The sequence below is a fragment of the Bradyrhizobium sp. AUGA SZCCT0431 genome (genome assembly GCF_018131065.1).
In the GTDB taxonomy this organism is placed as follows: Bacteria; Pseudomonadota; Alphaproteobacteria; order Rhizobiales; family Xanthobacteraceae; genus Bradyrhizobium.
Map to the genome: position 1 here is coordinate 1 of NZ_JAFCLR010000012.1, position 24,537 is coordinate 24,537.

A 24,537-nucleotide genomic window follows, 5' to 3' on the forward strand; every position below is an offset into this window, starting at 1 on the left:
TTGTTTTGTGCAAACCGCACGCGAGACCGCGGGTGCAGCGCGCACCCGGTCTTCCCTGCGCCCTCTCATTGGAGGGCAAGGAAATTTCTGGCAAAGCTCGGGCGCAATGCGTCGCGAGATCGCGAGAGCGTGTTTTGGATAACGGCGCAACAACAAACACCGCCGTCGTCCCGGCCTTGAGCCGGGACCCATACGCCGCGGCCCATCAATGAGAGCGCTGGCGTTAGAGACCTTCTTCAACAATGATTGCCGCGGAGTATGGGTCCCGGCGTTCGCCGGGACGACGCGCTGATGGAGCTAAGGCCACGCCTGGTGGGGTTTGGTTTCGGAACTTCAACGGTTAGTATGGGTTTTGCTTTCTGTTGCTGCCGCGCAGCAGGGCGCCGGACGGATGTGAGGCTTGACCGTGTCGCTACGAAACCTGACCACCTACCGCAAAAAGCGCGATTTCGAAAAGACCGCCGAGCCCTCCGGCGACGTCAAGGTGGCGCCGTCGCAGCAGCGGCGGTTCGTGATCCAGAAGCATGACGCGACCCGGCTGCATTACGATCTCCGGCTGGAGTTCGACGGCGTCTTCAAATCGTGGGCAGTGACGCGCGGTCCCTCGCTCGATCCGCACGACAAGCGGCTCGCGGTCGAGGTCGAGGACCATCCGCTCGATTACGGCGATTTCGAAGGCACCATTCCCGATGACCAGTATGGCGGCGGTACCGTGCAGCTCTGGGACCGCGGCTATTGGGAATCCGACGACCCCGAGCGCGGGTTCAAGAAGGGTGACCTGAAATTCAACCTGCGCGGCGAGAAGCTGAATGGCAGCTGGGTGCTGGTGCGGATGAAGGGCGACCGCTATGGCGGCAAGCGTACCAACTGGTTGCTGATCAAGCATCGCGACGAATTCGTCAAGGAAGGGGACGCCAACGACATCCTCGACGAGGATAGATCGGTCGCGTCGGGCCGCTCGATGGATCAGATTGCGAACGGCAAGGGAAGGGCGCCAAAGCCGTTCATGCTGGCGAAGGGCGGCAAGACCAAAGCCGATGCGGTGTGGCATTCCAACCGCGGCGATGCGGCGGAAGCGCGGGCGCAGGGAAAAACATCGATCAAGACATCGATATCGCGACCCGCGCCTCCAACGAAGGCGCGCGCCGTCGCCGCCAAGGCGAAGAAGGTTGATGCGATGCCGGATTTCGTCGCGCCGCAGCTTTGCGCCGCCGTCGAAAGCCCGCCCAACTCGGACGGCTGGTGCCACGAGATCAAATTCGACGGCTACCGGATGCAGTTGCGGGTCGAGGATGGCGACGCCGTCCTGAAAACCCGTAAAGCGCTGGACTGGACCGAAAAGTTCGGCGTCATCGCCAAAGAGGCGACATCGCTGCCGGATGTGCTGATCGACGGCGAAATCGCTGCGCTGGATCACCATGGCGTGCCGCATTTCTCGACACTGCAGGCCGCGATCTCCGACGGCAAAACCGGCGCGCTGATCTTCTTCGCATTCGACCTGTTGTTTGCTGGCGGCGCAGACCTGCGTTCACTGCCGCTCCGCGAGCGCAAGGCGCGTCTGAAGCAGCTTCTGGAAGCCAGGAAGCGCAAGGGCCGCCTGATTCAGTATGTCGAGCATTTCGAGGAAAGCGGCGATTCCATCCTTGAGGCCGCCAACAAATTGGCGCTTGAAGGCATCATCTCCAAGAAGCTGGATGCACCGTATCGATCCGGGCGGTCCGAAAGCTGGACCAAATCCAAGACCAGGGCCGGACAGGAGGTCGTGCTGGGCGGCTGGAAGACCACCAACGGCAAATTCCGCTCGCTGATGGCCGGCATCTATCGCGACGGTCATCTCGCCTTTGTCGGCCTCGTGGGCACCGGCTTTGGGCAGGACACGGTCCGGCGCATCATGCCGGCGCTGAAGGCGGCGAGTTCAAGCAACAGCCCGTTTGGTGGCAAGGACGCTCCGAAGAAGACCCGCGACGTGCATTGGCTGAAGCCTGAACTCGTCGCCGAGATCGAGTTCGCGGGGTGGACCGACGGCGGCAACATCAGGCAGGCGGCGTTCAAGGGGCTGCGGCAGGACAAGCCGGCGAATGAGGTTGAAGCGGAGGGGCCTGTCATGACCAAGGTGACAAAACCTTTGATCAGGTCCGGCAAGTCGTCGGCCAGCAAATCCGCTGAGGTGATGGGTGTCGTCATCTCAAAACCCGACAAGGCGCTGTGGCCCGACGGTGGGGACGGCAAGGGCGTGACCAAGCTCGATCTTGCGCGCTATTTCGAGGCGGTCGGCGAATGGATGATCGGCCATCTCAAGGGGCGGCCGTGCTCGGTGGTTCGCGCGCCCGATGGCATCAAGGGAGAGACGTTCTTTCAGCGTCATGGCATGCCGGGCAAGTCGGAACTGCTCGAGCTCGTCAAGGTCTCAGGCGACCGCAAGCCGTACCTGCAGATCGATCGCGTCGAGGGCCTGGCCGCCGTCGCGCAGAGCGGCGGGCTGGAGCTGCATCCCTGGAATTGCGCGCCCGACGCGCCCGACGTGCCGGGCCGGCTGGTGTTCGATCTCGACCCCGCGCCCAATGTCGAATTTGCCGACGTGATCGAGGCCGCCAAGGAGATGCGGCAGCGGCTGACCGCCGTGGGCCTCGAGAGCTTCTGCAAGACCACCGGCGGCAAGGGACTGCACGTGGTGACGCCGCTGCTCCACGGCGCCAAAGACAGGGTGACGTGGAAGGAAGCGAAGGCGTTCGCGCAGGGCGTTTGCCAGTGGATGGCGAACGACGATCCCGAGCGCTATCTGCTCAACATGTCGAAGAAGCAGCGCCAGGGAAAGATCTTCCTCGACTATCTGCGCAACGACCGGATGTCGACCGCGGTCGCCGTGCTGTCGCCGCGCGCGCGCGAAGGCGCCACGGTTTCAATGCCGCTGACCTGGGCGCAGGTGCGCGGCGATCTCGATCCAAAGAAATACACCGTGCGCACGGTGCCGGCGTTGCTGGCCAAAACCAAAGCGTGGCAGGGCTACGATGAGGCGGCGGCGTCGATCAGGGCGGCGATGAAGAAGCTGGCGGGGAAGTAGGGTGGGCTAAGCGGAGCGAGCCCACCATCTTCCTTTGCGGGCGAGAAGGTGGGCACGGCGCAAGCGCGCCTTTGCCCACCCTACGATCTCCAAATTGTCTACAGCTTCCCGAGCAACAACAATATCAGCAGTATCACGATCACCAGGCCGAGGCCGCCGCCACCGTAATAGCCGGTGCCGTAGAACGGTCCGCCGCCGATGCCGCTGAAGCCGCCGAGAAGGGCGATGATAAGAATAATCAGGATGATTGTTCCGAGTGACATGTAGTTCTCCTCAGCCCGGCATTGGGCGCCTGTTTGCCTTGCCCTCAACCGGAAAAACAAATGGCAACTGTGAAAGTTCCGTCTTTTGCAGCGCACATATCGAGCTTGCCTCTTCCTTTCGCGCGGAACGGAATTACATCAGCAAGACCAGACCTGAGGATTTTGGCGATGTCCGCACCGCTCGTCGTTTCCATTCCGCACAGCCTCGGCCGCGAAGAAGCCATGCGCCGCCTCAAAACAGGTTTATCGCGCGCGGCGTCGAGCGTGCCGGTGCTGAGCGTCGATGAGGAGCGATGGGAAGACAACCGCATGGTCTTTCGCGTCCGCGCGCTCGGGCAGGCGGCTGCCGGGCATGTCGATGTCGCCGACGATCATGTGAAGGTGGAGGTCGTGTTGCCATGGCTGCTGCAGCGCTTCGCCGAAGTGGCCCAGGCCGCGATCCGGAGCCGCGGCAATCTGTTGCTGACCAAGAAGAACTAGCCCGTTGGCATCAAGCGCTTGCGCTTTGGGGCACGCTGCGCCGCGCCGTGATATCTGGCCTTCAGCACGGCCACGGGGAGGTGCGCCAACAGGTCGGACAACCGCAATTGTGAGGCATCGGCGTCGGCAAAGCCTTCCGCCGAATAGCCGCTGACATCGAGGGTGGCATCATGGCTTTCCGCACGGGGCCACGCCCGGCCACTCTCGGAGAACGCGGCGGACGATTTCGTGACGACGACGATTGCGGCCTCGCGGCCACGACGGCGGGCAAAGGCGATAAAGTGGTCGCGATGCGGTCCGCTGATATCCAGTGACTGATAATCGCCGTTCGTGAAGACATCGGCGAGCTCAGTGCGTAATTTGAGGAGTTGCCGCGTCCAGGCCAGTTTCAACTTGCCGCTCGGCCAATCCTGCACCAACTGGTTCCAGTCCGGTGTCTGCAGTGAAGCGAGCAGGTGGGCACGTTTGGCAAAGTCGACTGGCCGCCGGTTATCGGGATCGACCAGCGAGAAATCCCAAAGCTCGGTACCCTGATAGAAATCGGGTACGCCCGGCATCGTTGCCTTCAGCGTGATCTGGCTCAGTGAGTTCAAGGCGCCTAATAGCGATACGCGCCGCGCCAGTGCATCAAGCGCGTCCAAAAACTCGGCGGAAATGGAGCGGTCCAGAATGCGCGCGATGAAGGTCTTCAGTCCCGCCTCATAGGCCTCGTGCGGATTCAGCCAGCTGGTCTCCTCCTTGCCCTCGCGCGCCGCCTTCAGGGCGTAGGCCTGCATCCGTTCCAGGAACGGCTCGTCGTCCGGCTGCCAGCCACCCAGCAGGGCCTGATAGAGCATGTATTCGAATGTCGCCGACGGCGCCCGCATCTCGCCGTCGATGACCAGATGAGGCGCGTTGAGAATCTTCCAGCGCGCCACGGCGCTGGTCCACTCGCCATGGATCTCGGACAACGCCATGATCCGGGCGCGGGCGTCCTCGCCCCGCTTGGTGTCATGCGTTGCAGTTGCGGTCATGCCATGCGGCCATTCCCGGGCCCGCGTCTGCATGACCTGATGAAAATCATCGACAGCGAGCGCCCTGGCAGATGGGTCGCCGCCGACCTCGTTGAGTGCGAGCAGGCGGTGGTAGCGATAGAACGTGGTGTCCTCGAGCGATTTCGCCATCATCGGCCCGGTGAATTGCTGCACCTTCAGCGCAAACCGGCGCACGCGCGGCGCGCTGTGTGGCGGCCGGCCGGGCTTGAGCAGGTCCATGGTCAGGGTGTCGCGCAGGAATTCGAAAATGCCGTCATCGGCCGCGAACCAGTCGGCGCGTGCCTTCTGGAGGGTTTGCGAGATCAGCGCACGGTCATGGGCGTTCGGACCCGACGAGGTCAAATAGGTCCGGTAGACCGGGAAATGCAGCACGTAGAGTTCCAGCGCCTGCCGCAGGCTGTCGGCGGAATAATCCCGTGTCGAGTAGTGTCCGCTGGCGATGCGCGCCAAGAGGCGCGTCAGCACCGTGAATTCGCTGGTCAGCAGGGTTTCCAGCACCCGGCGCTTGGCCTCCTTCAGGATCGGCTCGAGTTTGGGCGACTGGCTGCTGATCTGGCGAAAGATTTCGCTGAGCGGTTCGAGGCCATTGCCGTCGACCAGCGCTTGCGTGATCGTGTTCATCCACTCGTAGCCGGTGGTGCCGTGAACCCCGGTGAAGGAAGGCAGCTGTTCGCCTTCCCCGAGAATCTTCTCGATCACCATGTAAAATGGTTTGGCGCCCTGCGCCCCACGGATCAGCCGGCGCAGGCGCTGAAAGTATTGGACGGGATCGCGCAGGCCGTCGATGTGGTCGAGCCGCAGGCCCTGCAGCTTTCCTTCCGTGATCAGCCGTCTGACGAGTTGATGGATGGCCTCGAAGGTGCCGGCGTCCTCGACGCGCAATCCCGCGAGCGAATTGACGTCGAAGAAGCGGCGGTAGTTGATGTCGCTGGAGGCAAGCCGCCAGTGACCGAGCTTGTAATGCTGGCGTTCGAGAAGGTGATGCAGCGCCAGCGTCTGCGCGGGACGATCCGGTCCGGCGCGATAGGCGTCGATCCCGTGCGTGATGGCCTCGGTGCTTCCAGCGATCGCCCGCAACCCCGCCTTGAACGCCGGGGCTTCCTTCCGGTTGGGGCGGCGGAGTCCGTGGTAGCGCGCGGCGAGGGCGAGGATGTCCTTGCCGGCTGGACTGTCTTCGGCGCCTGCTTCTCTGACGACGGTTCGCAGGATTTCGCTGTAGCGCTCGGGTGCGATCGGCAGCCGATGCTCGAAATACCATGCCGAGAAGCTGCCTTCGTTGGCATCATAGCGCAGTTCGATCTCGCCGCTTTCCAGCGCCTGACCGTAGGATGAACCGATGATCGGCAGCAGCACGCCGCCACGGGCGCGATACGGCAACAGCTCCCAGTCGATATCGAAGGATACCGCGTGCGGCGAGGTCTGACCCCATTCCAGCACGTCCAGCCACCATGGATTATCGGCGAAATGCACCCCGACATGGTTGGGCACGAAGTCGAGGATCAGTCCGAGATTGTATTTCCGCAGCGCCGCGCTCAACCGTTCGAAGCCGGCTTCGCCGCCGAGCTCGGGATTGAACCGGGTGTGATCGGTGATGTCGTAACCATGCGTGCTGCCCTTGCGAGCCGTCATGAAGGGCGAAGCGTAGAGATGCGTGATCCCAAGGGCCGCAAGATACGGGACGACGGAAGCGGCCGCATCGAAATCGAAATCCGCCGAAAGCTGCAGGCGGTAGGTCGCGATCGGGATCGCCGGGGGCATTTTTCTATCCGATGCGCCAGTGCACCGACCATGGCGGGACGCGCTCTCCCAACTCGCTGCCCCAGATCAGGGTTCCCTTGAATTCGCCTGAAGTATTGGCGATCTCCAGGTCCGACAGGTTGGCGAGCAGATGAAGCGTGGCGCCATCGCCCATGCGCCAACTGGCCGTCAGCAGGCCATTGCTGGCGGCCTTTGCTTCGCCGAACGCCGCGCCTGCGAGGCGAGGCACGATCTCCCGCCGGCGGATCGCCAGCATCTGCTGCACGGTTGACTGCCGTCGTTGTGCCGCCGGCTCGGCGCGTTCATTCCAGTCGAGGACAGCCGATTGGAACGTGGATAGCGCCAACGCGTCGGGGACCTCGTCGCCATATTCGGCGTAGGCCCAGGCGTATTCGCTGCGGCGGCCCTTGCGGACCGCGTCCGCCAGTCCGCCCTTGAAATCACAGAAGAACGGGAAGGGAGTTTTCGAGCCCCATTCCTCCCCCATGAACAGCATCGGGATCGCCGGGGCCAACAGCATGACGGCGAGGGCGGCTTCGATCGCTTTGGGATCCGCCACCGCTTCGAGCCGGTCGCCAAAGGCGCGGTTGCCGATCTGGTCGTGGTTCTGCAGGAAATTGATGAAAGCCGTCGGCGCGAGTTTTCCGCTCGGTTCGCCGCGCGCGCCGCCGCGAAATTCCGACACTTCGCCCTGGTAGACAAACCCTGAGGATAGCGATCTGGCGATGTCGTCCAGCGGCGAACGCTGATAGTCGCAATAATAACCCTGCTTCTCGCGGGTCATCAGCACGCGCCAGGCGTGATGATAATCATCGTTCCACTGCGCGCGGTATTTGCCGCGCGGCGGGTCCTGCGCAGCGTCCAGGATGCTGGCGCGGTTGTCGCCGTTTTCCAGCACCAGATGAATGTGACGCCCGGTTGCCGCGGCGAACTGGCCTACAGCCATGCTGAGATCGTGCAGCACCGAGAGCCCACCCGGCTCGACGATGCTGTTCACCGCATCCAGCCGTAATCCGTCGAAGCGGTAGTCGCGCAGCCAATGCAGCGCATTCTCGATCGCGAAGGCGCGCGCTTGCGGCACGTGGTAATCGATCGCGCTGCCCCACGGGGTGTGGGCTTCCGTAAAGAACCCCGGCGCGTAACGGCCGAGATAATTTCCCTCGGGGCCGAAATGGTTATAGACCACGTCGAGAAACACCATCAGGCCGCGCAGATGCGCCTCGTCGATCAGCGCGTTGAGATCCTCAGGCCGGCCATAGGCGCTGTCGGGCGCATACCACAGCACGCCGTCATACCCCCAGTTGCGGCTGCCGGCGAAGTCCGCCAGCGGCAGCAATTCCAGCGCGGTGATGCCGGTCTGCACGAGATGATCGAGCCTCCCGATCATGGCGCGGTAGCTGCCGTCCTGCGTGAAGGTTCCGACATGAGCCTCGATGATGACGGCTTCCTGCCAGGGCCGCCCGCGCCACTCCGTCGCGCGCCACCGAAAGGCGGCGTGGTCGATCACCTCGCTCGGACCGAAGACGTCTTCGGGCTGGAAATCGGCGGCGGGGTCGGGGACATCGATTTCGTCATCGATGCGGAATTTGTAGCGGGCGCCCGATTTCGCGCCCGGGATATTGGTGGAAAACCATCCATCGTCGCCGCGCTGCATTGCATGGGGTTGTTGCAGCAGCAGATCGACGCGTTTGGCCGCCGGCGCCCACAGGCGAAAGCGCGTGCCGTCTTTCGTCAGCTTGGGGCCAAATTGTCGGTCATTCATGCTGAGCCCGCAAAGGCGAGCACCGAGCGCGGCGGTGCTTTCAGGTCGGCGCCCGCAGCGAAGTCGGCCGTCGCTTGTGCGATTTCGGTGGTATTCAGCACCCGCTGCCAGCTCTTGTATTTGCTCATCTTGGGCAATTTGAATGCGATCTCTTCGGGGGCGGCGTTCAGAACGATAAAGATCGGGGCTTGTCCTTGTTCCATCGGTCCGAGCACATAGGCGAGGAATCGTCCTTCCGGAAACTTCCAGTCGGATTCCTTCATTTCCTCGGCGGCCGGCGTCAGCCACAACACACCGTAGGAGCCGTCGGCGCGACGGCCATCGAGCCAGCGCTGGCAACGGATCTGGCCGAACCGCCGGCGCAGGCCGGTCAAATGGCCGATGAAATCGGTGAGGTCCTCGCCTTCCTTGCCGAGGTTTTCCCAACCAACCCAGCCGATCTCGTTGTCCTGGCAATAAGCGTTGTTGTTGCCGCTTTGCGAGTTGCCGACTTCATCGCCGGCCAACATCAGCGGCGTGCCCTGCGCGAGCATCAGGCACGCCAGCTGGTTCTTGCGGAGCTGGCGGCGTAACGCAATGATCGCAGCGTCATCGGTCGGGCCTTCATGCCCGCAATTGTTGCTGTCGTTGTGACTAGAGCCGTCGCGGTTGTCTTCGCCATTGGCCTCGTTGTGCTTCTCGTTGTAACTGAACAGATCCGCCAGCGTGAAGCCGTCATGAACGGTGATGTGATTGATGCCGGCGCGCGGGGCGCGATTGTCATGGTGAAACAGGTCGGAGGAGGCGGTCATGCGGCTCGATATTTCGCCGATCAGGCTGCCTTCGCCGCTCCAGTAGCGCCGCATCGCGCTGCGGTATCGGTCGTTCCATTCCGACCATTGTGACGGGAACGCGCCGACCTGATAGCCGCCCAAACCGAGATCCCAGGGTTCGGCGACCAGTTTGACGGTTGCCAGCACCGGATCCTGTCGCACGGCGGTAAGGAAGGCGGCGTTGCGGTCGTAACCGTTCGGCCCGCGCGCCAGTGTGGTGGCGAGATCGAAGCGGAAGCCGTCGACGTGACAGACCTCGACCCAATAGCGCAGTGAATCCATCACCATTTGCAGCACGCGCGGATGGGTCAGATTGACCGAGCTGCCGCAGCCGGTGAAGTCGTCATAGAAGCGCCGATTGTCCGGCTTGAGCCAGTAATAGGACGCATTGTCGATGCCGCGAAACGACAGCGTCGGGCCGAGATGATTGCCTTCGGCGGTGTGATTGTAGACGACGTCGAGCATCACCTCGATGCCGGCATCGTGCAGCCGCGCCACCGTGGTGCGGAACGCATCGAGCGGATTGTCCTGCGCGTAGCGCCCTTCGGGCGCGAAGAACGCCAGTGTGTTGTAGCCCCAGTAGTTCACCAGCTTCTTTTCGACCAGCACGCGGTCGTCGATCAGCCCGTGGAGCGGAAGCAATTCGATGGTGGTGACGCCAAGGCGCTTGAGATGATCGATCATCGCAGGCGAGGCGAGCCCGCTATAGGTGCCGCGCAGGCCCGGCGGCACGTCGTCGCGCTTCTGCGTCAGGCCCTTGACGTGGGCCTCGTAGATGATGGTGTCTTCCCAGGAAATGTTGGGGCGCATCTCGCGGCGGCCCCAATTGAAGGTCTCGTCGACCACGACCGCCTTGGGCATGCCGCGGGCGTTGTCGCGCCGGTCGAAGGAGAGATCCTCGCGCGAACTGCCGGCCCGATAGCCGAAATGCGCGTCACTCCAGACCAGCCGGCCGGCCAGCCGCCTTGCATAGGGATCGAGCAGCAGCTTGTTGGCGTTGAAGCGGTGCCCGTGCTCGGGATGGTAGGGCCCGTGGACCCGATAGCCGTAGAGCTGCCCGGGCGAGACGTCGTTGAGATAGCCGTGCCAGACATCCTCGGTACGCTCGGGCAATTCGATGCGCTCGAGTTCGCGGCGGCCCTGGCCATCGAACAGGCAGAGTTCGACCTTCTCTGCGTTGGCCGAGAACAGCGCAAAATTGGTGCCTCTTCCGTCCCAGCTTGCGCCAAGACGTGAGGGCGTTCCCGCGGTCAGGCGCATGCGTCAGCTATCCGGTACGAGAAAGATCGCGGCCAGCGGCGGAATGGTCAGGTTGAGTTCGGGGATGTTGCCCTCCAGCGTCCGGACCTCGCCGATATTGCCGACATTGCTGCCGCCATAATGCGCGGAGTCCGAATTGAACACTTCTTTCCATTTGCCGGCAAACGGCACACGTACGCGGTAATCGTAGTAGACGTTGGGCGAGAAGTTCACGACCACGAGGCAGCGCGCTCGCGCATCAAGGCCCTTGCGGACCCAGGCAAAGACGTTGCCGCCGGAATCATGGGTGATGACCCATTCGAAGCCCGGCTGGCTGCAATCCAGCTCGTGCAGCGCCGGCAACGTGCGATAGAGGTGGTTGAGGTCGCGGACCAGGCTGTGGATGCCGGCATGCCTTGGTTGTTGCAGCAGGTGCCAATCCAGCGAGTGATCGTGATCCCACTCGCGCTCCTGGCCGAATTCGCAACCCATGAACATCAGCTTCTTGCCGGGATGGCCGAACATGAAGCTGTAATAGGCGCGCAAATTCGCAAAACGCTGCCAGTCGTCGCCGGGCATCCGTCCCAGGATCGAGCGTTTGCCGTGCACGACTTCGTCATGCGACAGCGGCAGGATGAAGTTTTCCGAGAACGCATATTGCAGGCCGAACAGGATGTCGCCGTGATGAAATTTGCGGTGGATCGGATCCTTGCCGATGTATTTCAGCGTGTCGTGCATCCAGCCCATATTCCACTTGTAGCCGAAGCCGAGCCCGCCATATTCGACCGGGCGGGAGACTTGCGGCCATGCGGTGGATTCTTCCGCCGCGGTGGTGGCGTCCGGGAAGCGTCCGAACACTTCGGTGTTGAAGCGGCGCAGAAAGCCGATGGCTTCGAGATTTTCCCGCCCGCCATGCTGGTTCGGAATCCATTCGCCGGCGGGCCTGGAGTAGTCGAGATAGAGCATCGAGGCGACCGCATCGACGCGCAGCCCGTCGATGGCGTAGCGTTCCAGCCAGAACAGCGCGTTCGACACCAGGAAATTCACCACTTCAGTGCGGCCGTAATTGTAGATCAGCGTGCCCCAGTCGAGATGGCGGCCCTGCAAGGGGTTGGCGTGTTCGTACAATGCGGTGCCGTCGAAATGGCCGAGGCCGTGGGGATCGTCGGGGAAGTGTCCGGGCACCCAGTCGAGCAGCACGGCAATGCCCTCGCGATGGAAGGCATCGACCAGCGCGGCAAAATCCTCCGGCGTGCCGAACCGGCTGGTCGGTGCGAACATGCCGGTCGGCTGATAGCCCCACGAGCCGTCGAACGGATGTTCGCTGATGGGAAGAAGTTCGACATGGGTAAATCCGAGATTCCTGACATAGGCCGGAAGCTGCTCGGCGAGCTCGCGGTAGGTCAGCCATTCGTTGCTGCCCTTGCGCCGCCATGAGCCGAGATGAACCTCGTAAATCGACATCGGCGCGTTCAACGCATTCATTCCCGTCGGTGCCGGGCGCGGACGCGGCAGATTCGCCTGGTCGAAAACGATCGAGGCGGTCTTGGGACGCACTTCGGCGGCAAAGGCGACCGGATCGGACTTCAACGGCAAATGTTGTCCGTTGGGTTCGATGATGTCGAACTTGTAGTGGTCGCCGACGCTGGCGTGGGGAATGAACAGCTCCCAATAGCCGACGCCGCGCACCCGCATCGGGTGCCGGCGCGGATTCCAGTAATTGAAATCGCCGACCACGCTGACGCCGCGGGCGTTCGGCGCCAGCACGACGAAGGCCACGCCCTCGACGCCTTCCAGCGTCATCGGATGGGCGCCGAGCTTGTCGTAGATGCGCTGATGGGTGCCTTCGCCGAGCAGATAAAGGTCGAAGTCGCTCAGGACGGGCGGAAAGCGGTAGGGGTCGTCGAGTTCGACCAGTTTGTCGCCGAACTGGGCGCGCAATTGATAGCGCGTAGAGCCGTTCGGCAGCGCGCCGGCAAATAGCCCGGCATCATGGATCCGCGCCAGCGGCGCCCGTTCACCATGTTCACCGATTGCCTCGACATTGGAGGCTTCCGGCAGGAACGCACGCACGATCTTGCGGTCGCCCTCGGTATGGAGGCCGAGATAATGGAAGGGGTCGGTGTGATTGCCCTGGATGATCGCATAGGCCTCGGCGGGTAGCTTGGTCATAAGGCCTCAAGCGACTGTTGCGGCAAAATACGGAGCATTCCGGTCAAGGCCGTTCGTAGCCAATCCGGCCGGTAGGATAGTTCATATTCGATCTCGTAGCATGCCTTCTCCAGCAGGAAGAAGTTGAGCATCGAATCGGCAGCTTCAGGGTCGGCTGGCCAAAGGCGCTTGTTAACCATCGCTTCGCGATAGGCGCCCAGGAACGCGGCGGTCGCCCGATTGCGCCACTCGGCGAGCGCAGCCCCGAGCCTGCCGTTTTCATCGTGGGCTACCTTGAGCGCCCGCTCAAGGGCTGCAGTCGTCGAATAATCGATCGAACGGATCATGCTGGCGACGTCGCGCGCCGCGGGCGCCTTGCGCCGACGCTCGGCGATGGAGCGCCGCGGATCGCCGTCGAAATCGACGATGAAGATGTCGTCCTTGACGATCAGCAGCCGGCCAAGATGGAAGTCGCCGTGATGGCGGATATTGAGCCCGGCGTTTTCTTGCGGCAACAGCGCCTTCAGCCGATCAGGCAGGCCGGATTGCTGGGCCAATAGCTGATCGACCAGCGGACGATCCGCCTCTTTCAGCGTATCGCGTCGCTGCTTCAGCGTGTCGAAGACGCGCTCGACGCGGGCCAGGGTGTCGCCGAACCAGCGCTGGACATCCTCGTGCTTGATGGGCTCCGGCACGAAGTCGGGGAGCTCATTGTTGCTGGCCAGTGCGACATGCATCTCGGCGACGCGCCGGCCGGCTTGCGACATGTAGCGCAGAAAAGAGACCTGATCCTCGCTTTCCCTGACACGCTCGCTTGCCGCCAGCAGGCGCTGCTCGTCGACGAAGCGGTCGAGATAGGCCGCGGTCACGGCCCAGGCGTCGCCCTGGTTGGCGACGAAAGCATGCAGGACGCCGATAGCGTTTCGTTCGTCGCCATCAATCAGTTCGACGCTGCCGAGCAGCGCCGGCGTGTTGGCAAAGCCGGCGATCTCGGTCAGAAAGCGGCCCATCTCGATCTCGGGACTGATGCCGGCCTGCAGCGTGCGGTAGATCTTGACGACATAATCGTCATCCACCTGCGCGGTACTGTCGACCCGCTCGGTCTCGATCGTGCGGATGTGTTCGGGCTGCTTGATCGCCTTGTCGGAGAAACGGCTGGTCGGCCGGAATTCCAGCTTCAGACCCTGCTCGCTTTCGTCGACGATCAGCGACTCCTTGAGGTTTCGCAGCAAGATCGCGATGAAAATCTGATCGTTGGCGACGTCGAGCAACGTTCCTTCGCGGGCGCCCTGACGCACGGCCGCCAAGGCGCGCGGGTTATAGCGCTCGCGGTCGAACCGCACCCATTCGATCTGCAACGGCAGCACGTAGCGCGTAGTGACGCCGCGTTGCGTCGACTTGAAGAAGGCGAGCCACGGCCGGTTGTCACCGATATCGCAGAACGGGATCGCCGAAATCAGCGTCGGCTGAATGGCCTTGGCCGATCGCTCCGGGTACCAGCGCGTTCGCGCCAGATGCCCGGGCAGGACGTCGCGCTCGAACACGCCGCGGGTGCGCGCCAGCGACACCCAGGTCGCGCCCAGCGGCACCACCAGCGTCTCGAATTCGGGCACCGCCCGCTGCACCACCGGCTCGGACTTGTCGCGTTCCTGCAACTCGAACCAGTAGAAGCCGTACGGCGCCAGCGTGATCATGTAGGGCAGTTCGCCGATCGCGGGGAAACGCGTGCGGCCGAGCATCTCCAGGGGAATCCGGTCCTTCCACGGGGAGAGATCGAGTTCGGTGGCCTGTGCGGAGCGCGACAGATTGGCGACGCAGAGAATGGCCTCGTCCTCGTACTGGCGCACATAGCACAGCACCGAGCGGTTTTCCGGGCGGATGAACGTCATGGTGCCGCGGCCGAAAGCCAGCGTCGATTTGCGGACCGCGATCAGCCGTTTGGTGGCGCTGAGCAGCGACGACAGGCTGCGCGACTGCGCCTCGACGTTGACGGATTCATAGCCGTAGACGGGATCCATGATGGTGGGCGCATAAAGCCGCGCCGGATCGGCGCGCGAGAACCCGCCGTTGCGGTCCGGCGTCCATTGCATCGGCGTGCGCACGCCGTTGCGGTCGCCGAGATAGATGTTGTCGCCCATGCCGATTTCGTCGCCGTAATAGATGATCGGCGTGCCCGGGAACGACAGCAGCAGCGAGTTCATCAGCTCGATCTTGCGCCGGTCATTGTCCATCAGCGGCGCCAGGCGCCGGCGGATGCCGACATTGATGCGGGCGCGGGGGTCGTTGGCGTAGGTCGACCACAGGTAATCGCGCTCGACGTCGGTGACCATTTCCAGCGTCAGCTCGTCATGGTTGCGCAGGAACAGCGCCCATTGGCAATTGCTCGGAATGTCAGGCGTCTGCCGCAGGATGTCGGTGATCGGAAAGCGGTCTTCCTGGGCGATCGCCATGTAGATGCGCGGCATCAGCGGGAAGTGATAGGCCATGTGGCATTCATCGCTGCGGCCGAAATATTCCTGTACGTCCTCGGGCCATTGGTTGGCCTCCGCCAGCAACACCTTGCCTTTGGCATAGGCGTCGAGCTCGATGCGCAGCCGCTTGATGATGGCGTGGGTCTCGGGCAGGTTCTCGTTGTTGGTGCCGTCGCGCTCGCACAGATAGGGAATGGCATCGAGACGGAAGCCGTCGACGCCGGTATCGAGCCAGCGCTTCATCACCTTCACCAGCGCGCTGACCACGCGCGGATTGTCGAAATTGAGATCCGGCTGATGCGCGAAGAAGCGATGCCAGTAGAACTGGCCGGCTTCCGGGTCCCAGGTCCAGTTCGACTTCTCGGTATCGGTGAAGATGATCCGCGTGCCCTGGTATTTCTGGTCGGTATCGCTCCAGACATACCAGTTGCGCGCGCTCGAATCCGGGCCGCTGCGCCGGGCGCGCTTGAACCAGTCGTGCTGGTCGGAGGTGTGATTGACGACGAGCTCGGTGATGACGCGCAGGCCGCGCCGCTTGGCCTCCTGGATGAAGCGCCTGAAATCCTTCATCGTCCCGAAATCGGGATTGATGTCGCCATAGTCGGCGATGTCGTAGCCGTCATCACGCCCGGGTGAGGGGTAGAACGGCAACAGCCACAGCGTGGTGACGCCGAGGTCCTGCAGGTAACCCAGCTTCTCCGTCAGTCCTGCGAAATCGCCGATGCCGTCATTGTTGCTGTCGGCAAAGGCCTTGACGTGGAGCTGATAGATGATGGCATCCTTGTACCAAAGCTCATCGTCGCTAGACTCGACGGCTGGCACCTCGCTTGCATCGATCGCAAAGCTGCCGCCGTCATTCAGCGGATCGGCGGTATCGAATCGGAAGGAGACGCCGGCCTTGGAGCTTTCGCCGGTTTGGACTTTTTTGTTCACGGTGATGCCATAGCCATGGAAACGACGCCCCCGTTTCACTTGCGAGAAAGGAGACGTTCCGGACATAAGTAAAAAGCCGCTCGGCCGACTTTGGTTCCCTGGAACCGATTAAGGGGCTGAGCGTTAGACACCGTCTATCCCCTTCCTGTATTTGGACAATTTCGCGACGCCTCTGAGACGTTTGCGTGCAAACCGCGTGCCGAATGGATCTTTTCGCTCAAGCTAACAGCCAGGGAATCCAGACCGAATTCGTGGACGGTCAGGGTCACCGCCGTGTGACGGACGCGGCCGCCCTCAAAATTATCCTCGATGCCTTGCCGCCGCAGGCTCCGGGCCCGTTGATTGGCGCCCCGGTCGTGGTCCGGTCAGGGCAGGTTGCCCACACCGAACTCGCGGTTACCGCAAAACTTCCGGTGCGATGGAAAATCGTTGCGGGGGCGGAGGTTGTAGCGGAGGGCGAGGCAAACGAACGGGGCATTGCATGGCCCGAACGGCTGCCGTTGGGCATCCATCGGCTGCAATTGACCGATGCGGGGGTGGTTACAGAGGACGTACCGCTGATATCGGCGCCGCCAAGGGCCTTTGGCGGGGATTTCGATCGTGTCTGGCTGCTGGCGGTTCAGCTCTACAGCGTCAGGTCCGAGCGCAACTGGGGGATGGGCGATTTTACGGACCTCCAAAGCCTTATTGAGCTCGCACATCATCTCGGCGCCGATGGCGTCGGCCTCAATCCGCTGCATGCCCTGTTCGACGACCGGCCCGGCGATTGCAGCCCCTATTCGCCGAACAGCCGGCTGTTTCTCAACGCGCTCTATATTGACGTCGAGAAGATCCCTGAATTCCGCATCGACGATGAGATGAGAGGCGCGCTACCGGGCGTCAAGACCGGCGAAATGATCGATTATGTCGGCATTGCCAGTCTAAAGTGGCGGGCGCTACGGGCGGCGTTTGACCAGTTTACGGCCGGTGCGACAGAAAGTCGCCGGCAGGACCTGGAAATATTCCGGGCCGAGCGCGCCGCCCTGCTGTCGCGGTTCGCCTGCTTCGAAGTCCTCCGGCACAGATTCAACAAGCCCTGGTGGGAATGGCCGGAGCCGTGGCGGCAGCCGGACGATGCGATGTGCGCCGAATTGCACCATGGCGCCGACGCGGCCGAAATCGGCTTCGTCGAATTCGTGCAATGGACCGCTGACCGGCAATTGGCTGCCGCGAAGGATCGTGCTCACCTCCTCGGCATGAAGGTCGGGCTTTATCTCGACGTTGCCGTCGGCGTTCAGTCCGATGGTTTCGACGCCTGGAACGAGCAGGTTGCGATCTCCAGGCACCTCGGCGTCGGCGCGCCGCCTGACCCGCTCAACACCGCGGGCCAAAGCTGGGGTCTTGCCGGATTCAACGCGACCGGGCTGGAGCAAAAATCCTTCGAGCCCTATCGCGAAATGCTGCGCGCCTCGATGCGGCACGCCGGCGCGATCCGGCTCGACCACGTGCTGGGTTTGAAGCGGCTTTATCTGGTGCCGCAAGGCTTCAGCGCCGCCGACGGTGTCTATGTGCCGATGCCGTTCGAGGCGCTGCTGGCGGCGACCGCGCACGAGAGTGTCGCCAGCCGCTGCGTCGTGATCGGCGAGGACCTCGGCACGGTGCCGGAGGGATTCCGCGACCAGATCGCCAGCTGGGGCATCTGGTCCTATCTGGTGATGATGTTCGAGCGCGAGGACCACGGTCCGTTCAAAAGCCTCGATCATTACCTCGCCAACGCACTTGTCACCTTCAACACCCACGATCTCTCGACCTATGCCGGCTGGCGATCGTTTGGCGACCTCAAGACCAAACGCGCGCTCGGTATCGACCCCGGCGAAAGCGATGATGCGCGCTGGCACGCGCTGGCGATGCTGGACGACTTGCTGCGCGGTAACGGCATCGACAAAAACGATCTCTATTCCGTGACAAATTTCCTCGCGCGCACCCCGTCACGGCTGCTCGCGATCGCGCTGGAGGATTTTTTGGGTCTGGTGGACCAGCCCAATATTCCCGGCACGGTCGACGAACACCCGAACTGGCGCCGCCGGCTGCCGGTGCCGCTCGAGCAGATCGCATCCACGATCGACGTTGCCGCGCTGAAGGCCGCGACACGCGAGCGGTCGCGCGGATAGGTCCGATCCAGGTGGTAGCAAGCCTTGTCGTGCAGGATAGAAGACTACGGATTGATCGGCGATTGCGAGACCGCGGCGCTGGTCGGTCGTGACGGCTCGATCGACTGGCTGTGCTGGCCGGCGTTCGATTCCGACGCCTGCTTTGCCGCGCTGCTCGGCACCCATAAGCATGGCCGCTGGCTGATCGCGCCCGCAGAAGAGATCACCAAGACGTCACGCCGCTACCGGGGCAACACGCTGATCCTGGAGACGCGGTTTGAAACCGCCAATGGCGTGGTCGAGCTGATCGATTTCATGCCGCCGCGCGGCAATGCTTCCGATGTGGTGCGGCTGGTGCGCGGGGTCAGCGGCCGGGTCAAGCTGCGGATGCAACTGGTGATCCGCTTTGGCTTTGGCATCGATATTCCCTGGGTCAGGAAAACCGAAGACGGCTCGGGTCTGCTCGCGATCTGCGGGCCTGACATGACCGTGCTGCGAACACCGGTCGAGACCCGCGGCGAGGATCTGACCACCGTGGCGGAGTTTGAGGTAGGCGAGGGCGATACCGTGCCCTTTGTCCTCACCTACGGGCCCTCGCATGTGGCGGTGCCCGCGCCGATCGATCCCGCGGTCGCTTTGCAGGAAACCGAGGCGTTCTGGAGCGAATGGAGCGCCCGCTGCAGCTACGAAGGCGAACATCGCGATCTCGTGATGCGCTCGCTGATCACGCTCAAAGCGCTGACCTATGCGCCGACCGGCGGCATTGTCGCAGCGCCCACCACCTCGCTGCCGGAAAAGCTCGGCGGCGCACGCAACTGGGACTATCGCTTCTGCTGGCTGCGCGATGCCACCTTTACGCTGCTGGCGCTGATGAACTCGGGCTATACCGAGGAAGCCCTCGCCTGGCACAATTGGCTGCTGCGGGCGGTGGCGGGATCGCCGGCCAACATGCAGATCATGTACGGCATCATGGGGGAGCGGCGGCTGCTGGAATGGGAGGCGGGCTGGCTCCCGGGCTATGAGGGCGCGCAGCCGGTCCGGGTCGGCAACGCCGCGCATGCGCAGCTGCAACTCGACGTTTATGGCGAGCTGATCGACGCCTTCCATCAGTGGCGAATGGCCAAGCTCGAACTCTATGAAGGAAGCTGGGCGCTGGAATGCACGGTGCTGGAGCATCTCGCCAAACAATGGGATCAGCCGGATCACGGCATCTGGGAGCGCCGCGGCGACGGCAAGCACTATGTCTCGTCCAAGGTGATGACCTGGGTCGCCTTCGACCGTGGCATCAAGAGCGTCGAAAAATTCGGCTTCAAGGCGCCACTGGAAAAGTGGCGGACGCTGCGCGACACCATCCATCGCGACGTCTGCGAAAAAGGTTTTGATCGCGAGCTGAACGCGTTCGTCGAATCCTACGGTTCGAAAATGCTGGATGCCAGCATCCTGTTGTTGCCCTCGGTCGGGTTCCTGGAACCAACGGATCCCCGCGTGCGCGGCACGCTGGTCGCAATCGAGAGATACCTGATGCGGGACGGCTTCGTGTTGCGGCATGACCCCCGTGAAGTCGAGCAGCAGCCGGCGGAAGGCGCATTCCTGGCCTGCAGCCTCTGGCTCGCCGATGCCTATGTGCTGACGGGAGAACTCGACAAGGCGCGGGCGTTGTTCGAGCGCGTGGTCGCGATTGCCAATGATGTCGGCCTGTTGGCCGAGGAGTTCGACACCGGCGCAAACCGCCAGACCGGTAACTTCCCGCAGGCGTTGACGCATATCGCGCTGATCAATACCGCGCATAACCTCAGTGCGGCGAAGCAAACCACCGAGAAGCCGGCGATGCAGCGGTCGAAATAGCCTCGGTTCGATCTAGCCGAGCTTCAAAACCGTCTCCATCGCGCGCGCAAAGCCGTCACGTTCGTTCGTATCGGTCACATGCGTCGCGTGCTGCTTGATGTCATCGGCCGCGTTGCCCATCGCGAACGACATGCCGCTTCTGGCAAACATCGGCAGGTCGTTCTGCATGTCGCCGATGGTGGCGACGGCGTCGGTCGCAACGCCGAGCCGTTTGGCGATGTTCTCGACGAACGTGCCCTTGTCGTGGCCCGCGGGGGTGACGTCGAGGTAATAGGTTTGCGATCGAACCGCGGTGGCCTCCGCGCCCACCGCCTGCTGCATCGCGGCTTCGCAGCGCGCGAGCAGCGCCGCGTCGGAACTGGCGCCGACGATCTTGCAGGCTTCGGACAAATGCGGCGTGAAATCCGCGATGATGGTCGGATCGGCCTTGATCGCCCGCTTCTCGTGCGGAACGTATTCGCCGTCGGGATTGCGGGTATACCAGCGCTCGTTGCTGAACAGCCAGATATCGACGCCGAATTCATTGAGCACATCGAGGCTGCGTTGCGCCACCGCGGGCGCGATCAGATGCTGTTCAATCGGCTGCAACTTCGCATTGACGATCGAACTGCCGTTGAAGGCGCCGACCGGAAGCGTGATCGCAAGCGGTTCGATCAGAAAGCCCATGCCGATGGTCGGGCGGCTGGAGACGATGGTGAAGCCGATGCCTGCGGCGTGCAGCGCCCGCACGGCGTTCTTTGCGTCGTCGGTGAGGATCTTGTCCTTGGTCAACAGCGTGCCATCGACATCGGAAACGACAAGCGCAATGCGGCTCATGTGGGCACTTTCAATTGACGGATAATGTCGTCGACGATGGTCTCAATCGGCGCGGCAATCGACACCGTAATGGGACGTTCGCCTGGCTGCGGCGGCTCCAGCGTCTTGAACTGGCTGGCGAGCAGCCCCGGCGGCATGAAATGCCCCTTGCGGGCAGCTAACCGGTCCGCGATCAGGTCCTGCGTCCCGTTCAGGAAGACGATGCGGATATCACCGCGTCCATGCACGAGAATGTCGCGATAGCTGCGCTTGAGCGCCGAACAGGCGACAACAGCGCGTTGTCCGGCCGCCGAGAGGCGGTCGATCTCGTCGGCAACCGCCTGCAGCCAGGGCCAGCGGTCTTCATCCGTCAGCGGCTGGCCCGCGCTCATCTTCGCGACATTGGCGGGCGGGTGAAATTTGTCCGCATCCTCGTAGCGCCAGCCCAGCCGCGCGGCCAGCCGGTCCGCGATGGTGCTCTTGCCCGAGCCGGAGACGCCCATCACCACCAGCGCGCAGGGGCTTGCCGCATCACGCACGAAAATTCTCCGGCAATGCCGCCTGATCCACCAGCCAGATCGTCTCGCCGCTGGATCGCGCGCGGTTCGCCGGCAGGTTCTCGCCTGCGAACACGCGCGTCAAGATCGCGCGTTTGTCGGCGCCTGCGATCTCGAACAGCATTTCGCGGCAGCAAGCCAGCGTCGGCAGCGTGAGCGTGATGCGCGGGACGAACGGTTCGACATTGGCTTTGGGTACGCCGACCACCCAACGCCGGGTCTCGTCGAGCAAGGGATCGCCGGGAAACAGCGACGCGGTATGGCCGTCGGGCCCGACGCCCATCAGCACGAGATCGAACAGCGGCCGGTCAGGATCGAGGTCATCTGCGCCATAGAACGCTTTCAGTTCGCCCTCGTAAAGCGCCGCACCGCGATCGGGATCGGTGGGATCGGCCGTACTCGTCGGGATTGGATGGATGTTGGATGCCGGCGCGCATCGGTCCAGAAAGGCTTTCCGTGCCACGCGCATGTTGTTGAGGGGATCATCCGCGGGCACGAAACGCTCGTCGCCGATGAACCAGTGCACGCGTTGCCACGGAATCCGGCTTCGCCAGGGGTCAGTGCCGAGCAATTGATAGAGCTGTTTCGGGCTCGATCCGCCGGTCAGGCAGATCGCGACGCGGCCGGGGTTTTCCGATATCCGCGCGATGACGCGCTCGGCGGCGGCCTCGGCCATCGCCGCTGGATCGGCAACTGACGTTACATGGCGATTGTCGTTCGACATCATCTCTAACTGAGCTTGCGCCAGCTGCGGCCGTCCCGCTCCAGCAGGTCGTTGGCTTCCTCCGGGCCCTCGCTGCCGGGCTCATAGACCTTGAGCCCCTTGCCACCGGCGTTCTTCCAGGCGTCGAGAAATGGCTGCACCGCCCGCCAGCCCGCCTCGACGCTGTCGGCGCGCTGAAACAGGATGTTGTCGCCGATCATACAGTCGTAGATCAGGGTCTCATAGCCGGTCGATGGCTCGGCCTTGAAATAATCCTTGTAGCGAAACTTCATCTCGACGCCGTCGATATTGATGGTCGGGCCCGGCACCTTGGTGTTGAACTGCAGTGCGATGCCTTCGGTCGGTTCGGTCGAGATGATCAGGTAATTCTGCGAGAGCCGGTCCACCGGCGTGTCGCGGAACATCGCGAACGGCGCCTGCTTGAACTTGATGGCGATCTCGGTGCGCTTGATGCCGAGCGCCTTGCCGGTGCGCAGATAAAAGGGAACGCCGGCCCAGCGCCAATTGTCGATGGTCAGTTTCAGCGCGGCATAGGTTTCCGTGGTGCTGGCGGGTTTGATGTCGGCGGTCCTGCGATAGTCCTCGATCTCGGTGTCGCCGACCATGCCGGCGCGGTATTGCCCGCGCACCGAATTGTGCAGCGCCTCCGGCTCGCTCTGGGTCTGGATCGCGGCCAGCACGTCGGCCTTCTCCGAGCGAACCGAATGCGCATCGAATTTCGATGGCGGCTCCATCGCGACCAACGACAGCAGTTGAAACAGATGGTTCGGCACCATGTCGCGCAACGCGCCGGTGGCGTCATAGAAGCTGCCGCGATGGCCGACGCCGAGCTTTTCATCGACCGTAATCTGGATGTGGTCGATATGATTGCGGTTCCAGATCGGCTCGAACATGCCGTTGGCGAAACGCAGCACCAGGATGTTCTGGACGGTCTCCTTGCCGAGATAATGATCGATCCGGTAGATCTGATGCTCTTCGACTAGCTTCAGGAGTTCGCTGTTGAGCTCTCTCGCCGACGCCAGATCGGTACCGAACGGCTTTTCGACCACCAGCCGCCGCCATGTGCCGTTCTCGACCAGCATGCCGGTGCGGCCGAGTTCGCGGCTGATCGGCAGGAAGGCGCTCGGCGGCGTCGCGAGATAGAACAGGCGATTGCCCTGGGTGTTTCGCGCGGCTTCCAATTTGTCGAGCTGCTCGCTCATGGCGTCGAATGAGGCGGGATCCCGCGGGTCAGCCTCGATCGAGGTGACGCATGCGAGCAGGCGCATCGCGATCTCATCGTCCACCTGGCGCGTGGCGAATTGATGCAGGCCCTTCATCAGGCTGTCGCGCAACTGGTCGCTGGTCATGCCCTTGCGGGCAATGCCGACGACGCAGAATTTTTCCGGCAGCAGATCGGCTGCCGCCAGATTGTAGAGGGCCGGGATCACCAGCCGATGCGCGAGATCGCCGGTGACGCCAAAGATGACGAAGGAGCAGGGATCGGGTTTCTTTTGCGCCAATTTACCGACCGCCATGGGCGTTAAGCCTTCGAGCCCGGCTTCTTCGGCGGCTCCTTGTGGCCGCCGAAGCCGGCGCGCATCGCGGAAAGGATCTTCTCCGCGAATGTATGGTCCTTGCGCGAGCGGAAGCGTGCATAGAGCGCTGCCGTCAGCACTTCGGCAGGCACCGCCTCGTCGATCGCGGCATTGACGGTCCAGCGGCCTTCGCCGGAATCTTCGACAAAGCCGGAATAATTATCCAGCGTCTGGTTCTCGGCGAGCGCGGAGGCGGTGAGATCGAGCAGCCAGGAAGGAATCACGCTGCCGCGCCGCCACACCTCGGCGATATCGGCGATGTCGAGATCAAACCGATGCTCCGCCGGCAGCGCCTCGATATTGGCGTTCTTCAGGATATCAAAACCCTCGGCATAGGCCTGCATCAGGCCGTACTCGATGCCGTTATGGATCATCTTGACGAAATGCCCGGCGCCGCTGGGGCCGGCATGGATATAGCCCTGCTCGATGCGGGGATCGCGGCCGTCGCGGCCGCCGGTGCGCGGAATGTCGCCGATCCCCGGCGCCAGCGTCTTGAAGATCGGATCGAGCCGGTCGACCACGGCCTTGTCGCCGCCGATCATCATGCAATAGCCGCGCTCGATGCCCCAGACGCCGCCGCTGGTGCCGACGTCGACATAATGCAGCCCGCGCTCTTTCAGCGTCTTGCCGCGGCGGACGTCGTCCTGCCAGAACGTGTTGCCGCCGTCGATGATGACGTCACCGGGCTCCATCAGTTTTGCGAGTGCTTCGATGGTGGCCTCGGTGATCTTGCCGGCCGGCAGCATCACCCAGGCGGTACGCGGCTTCTCCAGTTTCGCCACGAAAGCTTCGAGGGTGTCGGCGCCGGCAGCGCCTTCGGCCGCCAGCGCCGCAACGGCCTTGGCGTCCTTGTCGTAGACCACTGATGTGTGGCCGTTCCTCATCAGCCGCCGCACGATGTTGCCGCCCATCCGGCCGAGGCCGATCATGCCAAGCTGCATGCCAA

At 63.0% G+C, this 24,537-nt stretch carries 15 protein-coding genes; 4 read left to right on the forward strand and 11 right to left on the reverse strand.

What is annotated here, in order from left to right; all coding sequences use genetic code 11:
- Positions 1-406 precede the first annotated feature (406 nt).
- Positions 407-3,061, forward strand: coding sequence for a DNA ligase D (gene ligD / locus JQ567_RS13565; protein WP_212439284.1), 2,655 nt, complete (start codon positions 407-409; stop codon positions 3,059-3,061).
- A gap of 98 nt (positions 3,062-3,159) precedes the next feature.
- Here the strand turns inward: ligD and JQ567_RS13570 are convergent, their stop codons facing one another.
- Entirely contained in the window at positions 3,160-3,324 is a 165-nt protein-coding gene (locus tag JQ567_RS13570; protein ID WP_192740124.1) for a DUF3309 family protein, read from the reverse strand.
- Positions 3,325-3,492: 168 nt separating this feature from the next.
- Between JQ567_RS13570 and JQ567_RS13575 the strand changes: the two genes are divergently transcribed.
- Positions 3,493-3,804: a polyhydroxyalkanoic acid system family protein gene (locus JQ567_RS13575; protein WP_212411393.1), complete on the forward strand. Its 312-nt coding sequence runs from the start codon at positions 3,493-3,495 to the stop codon at positions 3,802-3,804.
- On the opposite strand, the gene treY is transcribed toward JQ567_RS13575, so the two are convergent.
- Genes treY through treS form a run of 5 tightly spaced genes read right to left on the reverse strand, consistent with a single transcriptional unit; the run spans position 3,801 to position 15,868 of the window.
- On the reverse strand, positions 3,801-6,596 hold the full coding sequence (gene treY / locus JQ567_RS13580; RefSeq protein ID WP_212439285.1) for a malto-oligosyltrehalose synthase: 2,796 nt from the start codon (positions 6,594-6,596) through the stop codon (positions 3,801-3,803). The genes JQ567_RS13575 and treY overlap by 4 nt on opposite strands.
- Positions 6,597-6,600: 4 nt before the next feature.
- Entirely contained in the window at positions 6,601-8,358 is a 1,758-nt protein-coding gene (gene treZ, locus JQ567_RS13585; protein WP_212439286.1) for a malto-oligosyltrehalose trehalohydrolase, read from the reverse strand.
- Positions 8,355-10,430: a glycogen debranching protein GlgX gene (gene glgX / locus JQ567_RS13590; RefSeq protein ID WP_212439287.1), complete on the reverse strand. Its 2,076-nt coding sequence runs from the start codon at positions 10,428-10,430 to the stop codon at positions 8,355-8,357. Before glgX ends, treZ begins: the two co-directional genes overlap by 4 nt.
- Positions 10,431-10,433: 3 nt before the next feature.
- Positions 10,434-12,581 carry a 1,4-alpha-glucan branching protein GlgB gene (gene glgB, locus JQ567_RS13595; protein WP_212439288.1) on the reverse strand — a complete coding sequence of 716 codons (2,148 nt, stop codon included), beginning with the start codon at positions 12,579-12,581 and terminating at the stop codon, positions 10,434-10,436.
- Positions 12,578-15,868, reverse strand: coding sequence for a maltose alpha-D-glucosyltransferase (treS, locus tag JQ567_RS13600; RefSeq protein WP_212439448.1), 3,291 nt, complete (start codon positions 15,866-15,868; stop codon positions 12,578-12,580). Before treS ends, glgB begins: the two co-directional genes overlap by 4 nt.
- 299 nt (positions 15,869-16,167) lie before the next feature.
- On the opposite strand from treS, the gene malQ reads away from it, so the two are divergent.
- Positions 16,168-18,114 (forward strand): 4-alpha-glucanotransferase, encoded by a 1,947-nt coding sequence (gene malQ, locus JQ567_RS13605; RefSeq protein WP_212439289.1) that lies wholly within the window; start codon positions 16,168-16,170, stop codon positions 18,112-18,114.
- Positions 18,115-18,138: 24 nt separating this feature from the next.
- Complete coding sequence (locus tag JQ567_RS13610; RefSeq protein WP_212439290.1) at positions 18,139-19,938, forward strand: glycoside hydrolase family 15 protein; 1,800 nt, start codon at positions 18,139-18,141, stop codon at positions 19,936-19,938.
- A 12-nt stretch (positions 19,939-19,950) separates the two neighbouring features.
- Here the strand turns inward: JQ567_RS13610 and JQ567_RS13615 are convergent, their stop codons facing one another.
- Genes JQ567_RS13615 through gnd form a run of 5 tightly spaced genes read right to left on the reverse strand, consistent with a single transcriptional unit; the run spans position 19,951 to position 24,532 of the window.
- Complete coding sequence (locus tag JQ567_RS13615; RefSeq protein ID WP_212439291.1) at positions 19,951-20,754, reverse strand: Cof-type HAD-IIB family hydrolase; 804 nt, start codon at positions 20,752-20,754, stop codon at positions 19,951-19,953.
- Complete coding sequence (locus JQ567_RS13620) at positions 20,751-21,236, reverse strand: gluconokinase (protein ID WP_212439449.1); 486 nt, start codon at positions 21,234-21,236, stop codon at positions 20,751-20,753. The genes JQ567_RS13615 and JQ567_RS13620 overlap by 4 nt, the downstream gene beginning before the upstream one ends.
- A gap of 28 nt (positions 21,237-21,264) precedes the next feature.
- A complete protein-coding gene (pgl, locus tag JQ567_RS13625; RefSeq protein ID WP_212439292.1) occupies positions 21,265-22,017 on the reverse strand; it encodes a 6-phosphogluconolactonase in 753 nt (250 codons plus the stop codon).
- 2 nt (positions 22,018-22,019) lie between these two features.
- Positions 22,020-23,531, reverse strand: coding sequence for a glucose-6-phosphate dehydrogenase (zwf, locus tag JQ567_RS13630; protein WP_212439293.1), 1,512 nt, complete (start codon positions 23,529-23,531; stop codon positions 22,020-22,022).
- 5 nt (positions 23,532-23,536) lie between these two features.
- Entirely contained in the window at positions 23,537-24,532 is a 996-nt protein-coding gene (gnd, locus tag JQ567_RS13635; RefSeq protein ID WP_212439294.1) for a phosphogluconate dehydrogenase (NAD(+)-dependent, decarboxylating), read from the reverse strand.
- Between the last annotated feature and the right edge of the window lie 5 nt (positions 24,533-24,537).

Excerpts from the sequence above, each read along its gene's own strand:
- JQ567_RS13570 (WP_192740124.1), bottom strand. The coding sequence starts at position 3,324 with ATGTCACTCGGAACAATCATCCTGATTATTCTTATCATCGCCCTTCTC.
- JQ567_RS13575 (WP_212411393.1), top strand. The coding sequence starts at position 3,493 with ATGTCCGCACCGCTCGTCGTTTCCATTCCGCACAGCCTCGGCCGCGAA.
- treY (WP_212439285.1), bottom strand. The coding sequence starts at position 6,596 with ATGCCCCCGGCGATCCCGATCGCGACCTACCGCCTGCAGCTTTCGGCG.
- treZ (WP_212439286.1), bottom strand. The coding sequence starts at position 8,358 with ATGAATGACCGACAATTTGGCCCCAAGCTGACGAAAGACGGCACGCGC.
- glgX (WP_212439287.1), bottom strand. The coding sequence starts at position 10,430 with ATGCGCCTGACCGCGGGAACGCCCTCACGTCTTGGCGCAAGCTGGGAC.
- glgB (WP_212439288.1), bottom strand. The coding sequence starts at position 12,581 with ATGACCAAGCTACCCGCCGAGGCCTATGCGATCATCCAGGGCAATCAC.
- malQ (WP_212439289.1), top strand. The coding sequence starts at position 16,168 with ATGGATCTTTTCGCTCAAGCTAACAGCCAGGGAATCCAGACCGAATTC.
- JQ567_RS13615 (WP_212439291.1), bottom strand. The coding sequence starts at position 20,754 with ATGAGCCGCATTGCGCTTGTCGTTTCCGATGTCGATGGCACGCTGTTG.
- JQ567_RS13620 (WP_212439449.1), bottom strand. The coding sequence starts at position 21,236 with ATGGGCGTCTCCGGCTCGGGCAAGAGCACCATCGCGGACCGGCTGGCC.
- pgl (WP_212439292.1), bottom strand. The coding sequence starts at position 22,017 with ATGATGTCGAACGACAATCGCCATGTAACGTCAGTTGCCGATCCAGCG.
- zwf (WP_212439293.1), bottom strand. The coding sequence starts at position 23,531 with ATGGCGGTCGGTAAATTGGCGCAAAAGAAACCCGATCCCTGCTCCTTC.
- gnd (WP_212439294.1), bottom strand. The coding sequence starts at position 24,532 with ATGCAGCTTGGCATGATCGGCCTCGGCCGGATGGGCGGCAACATCGTG.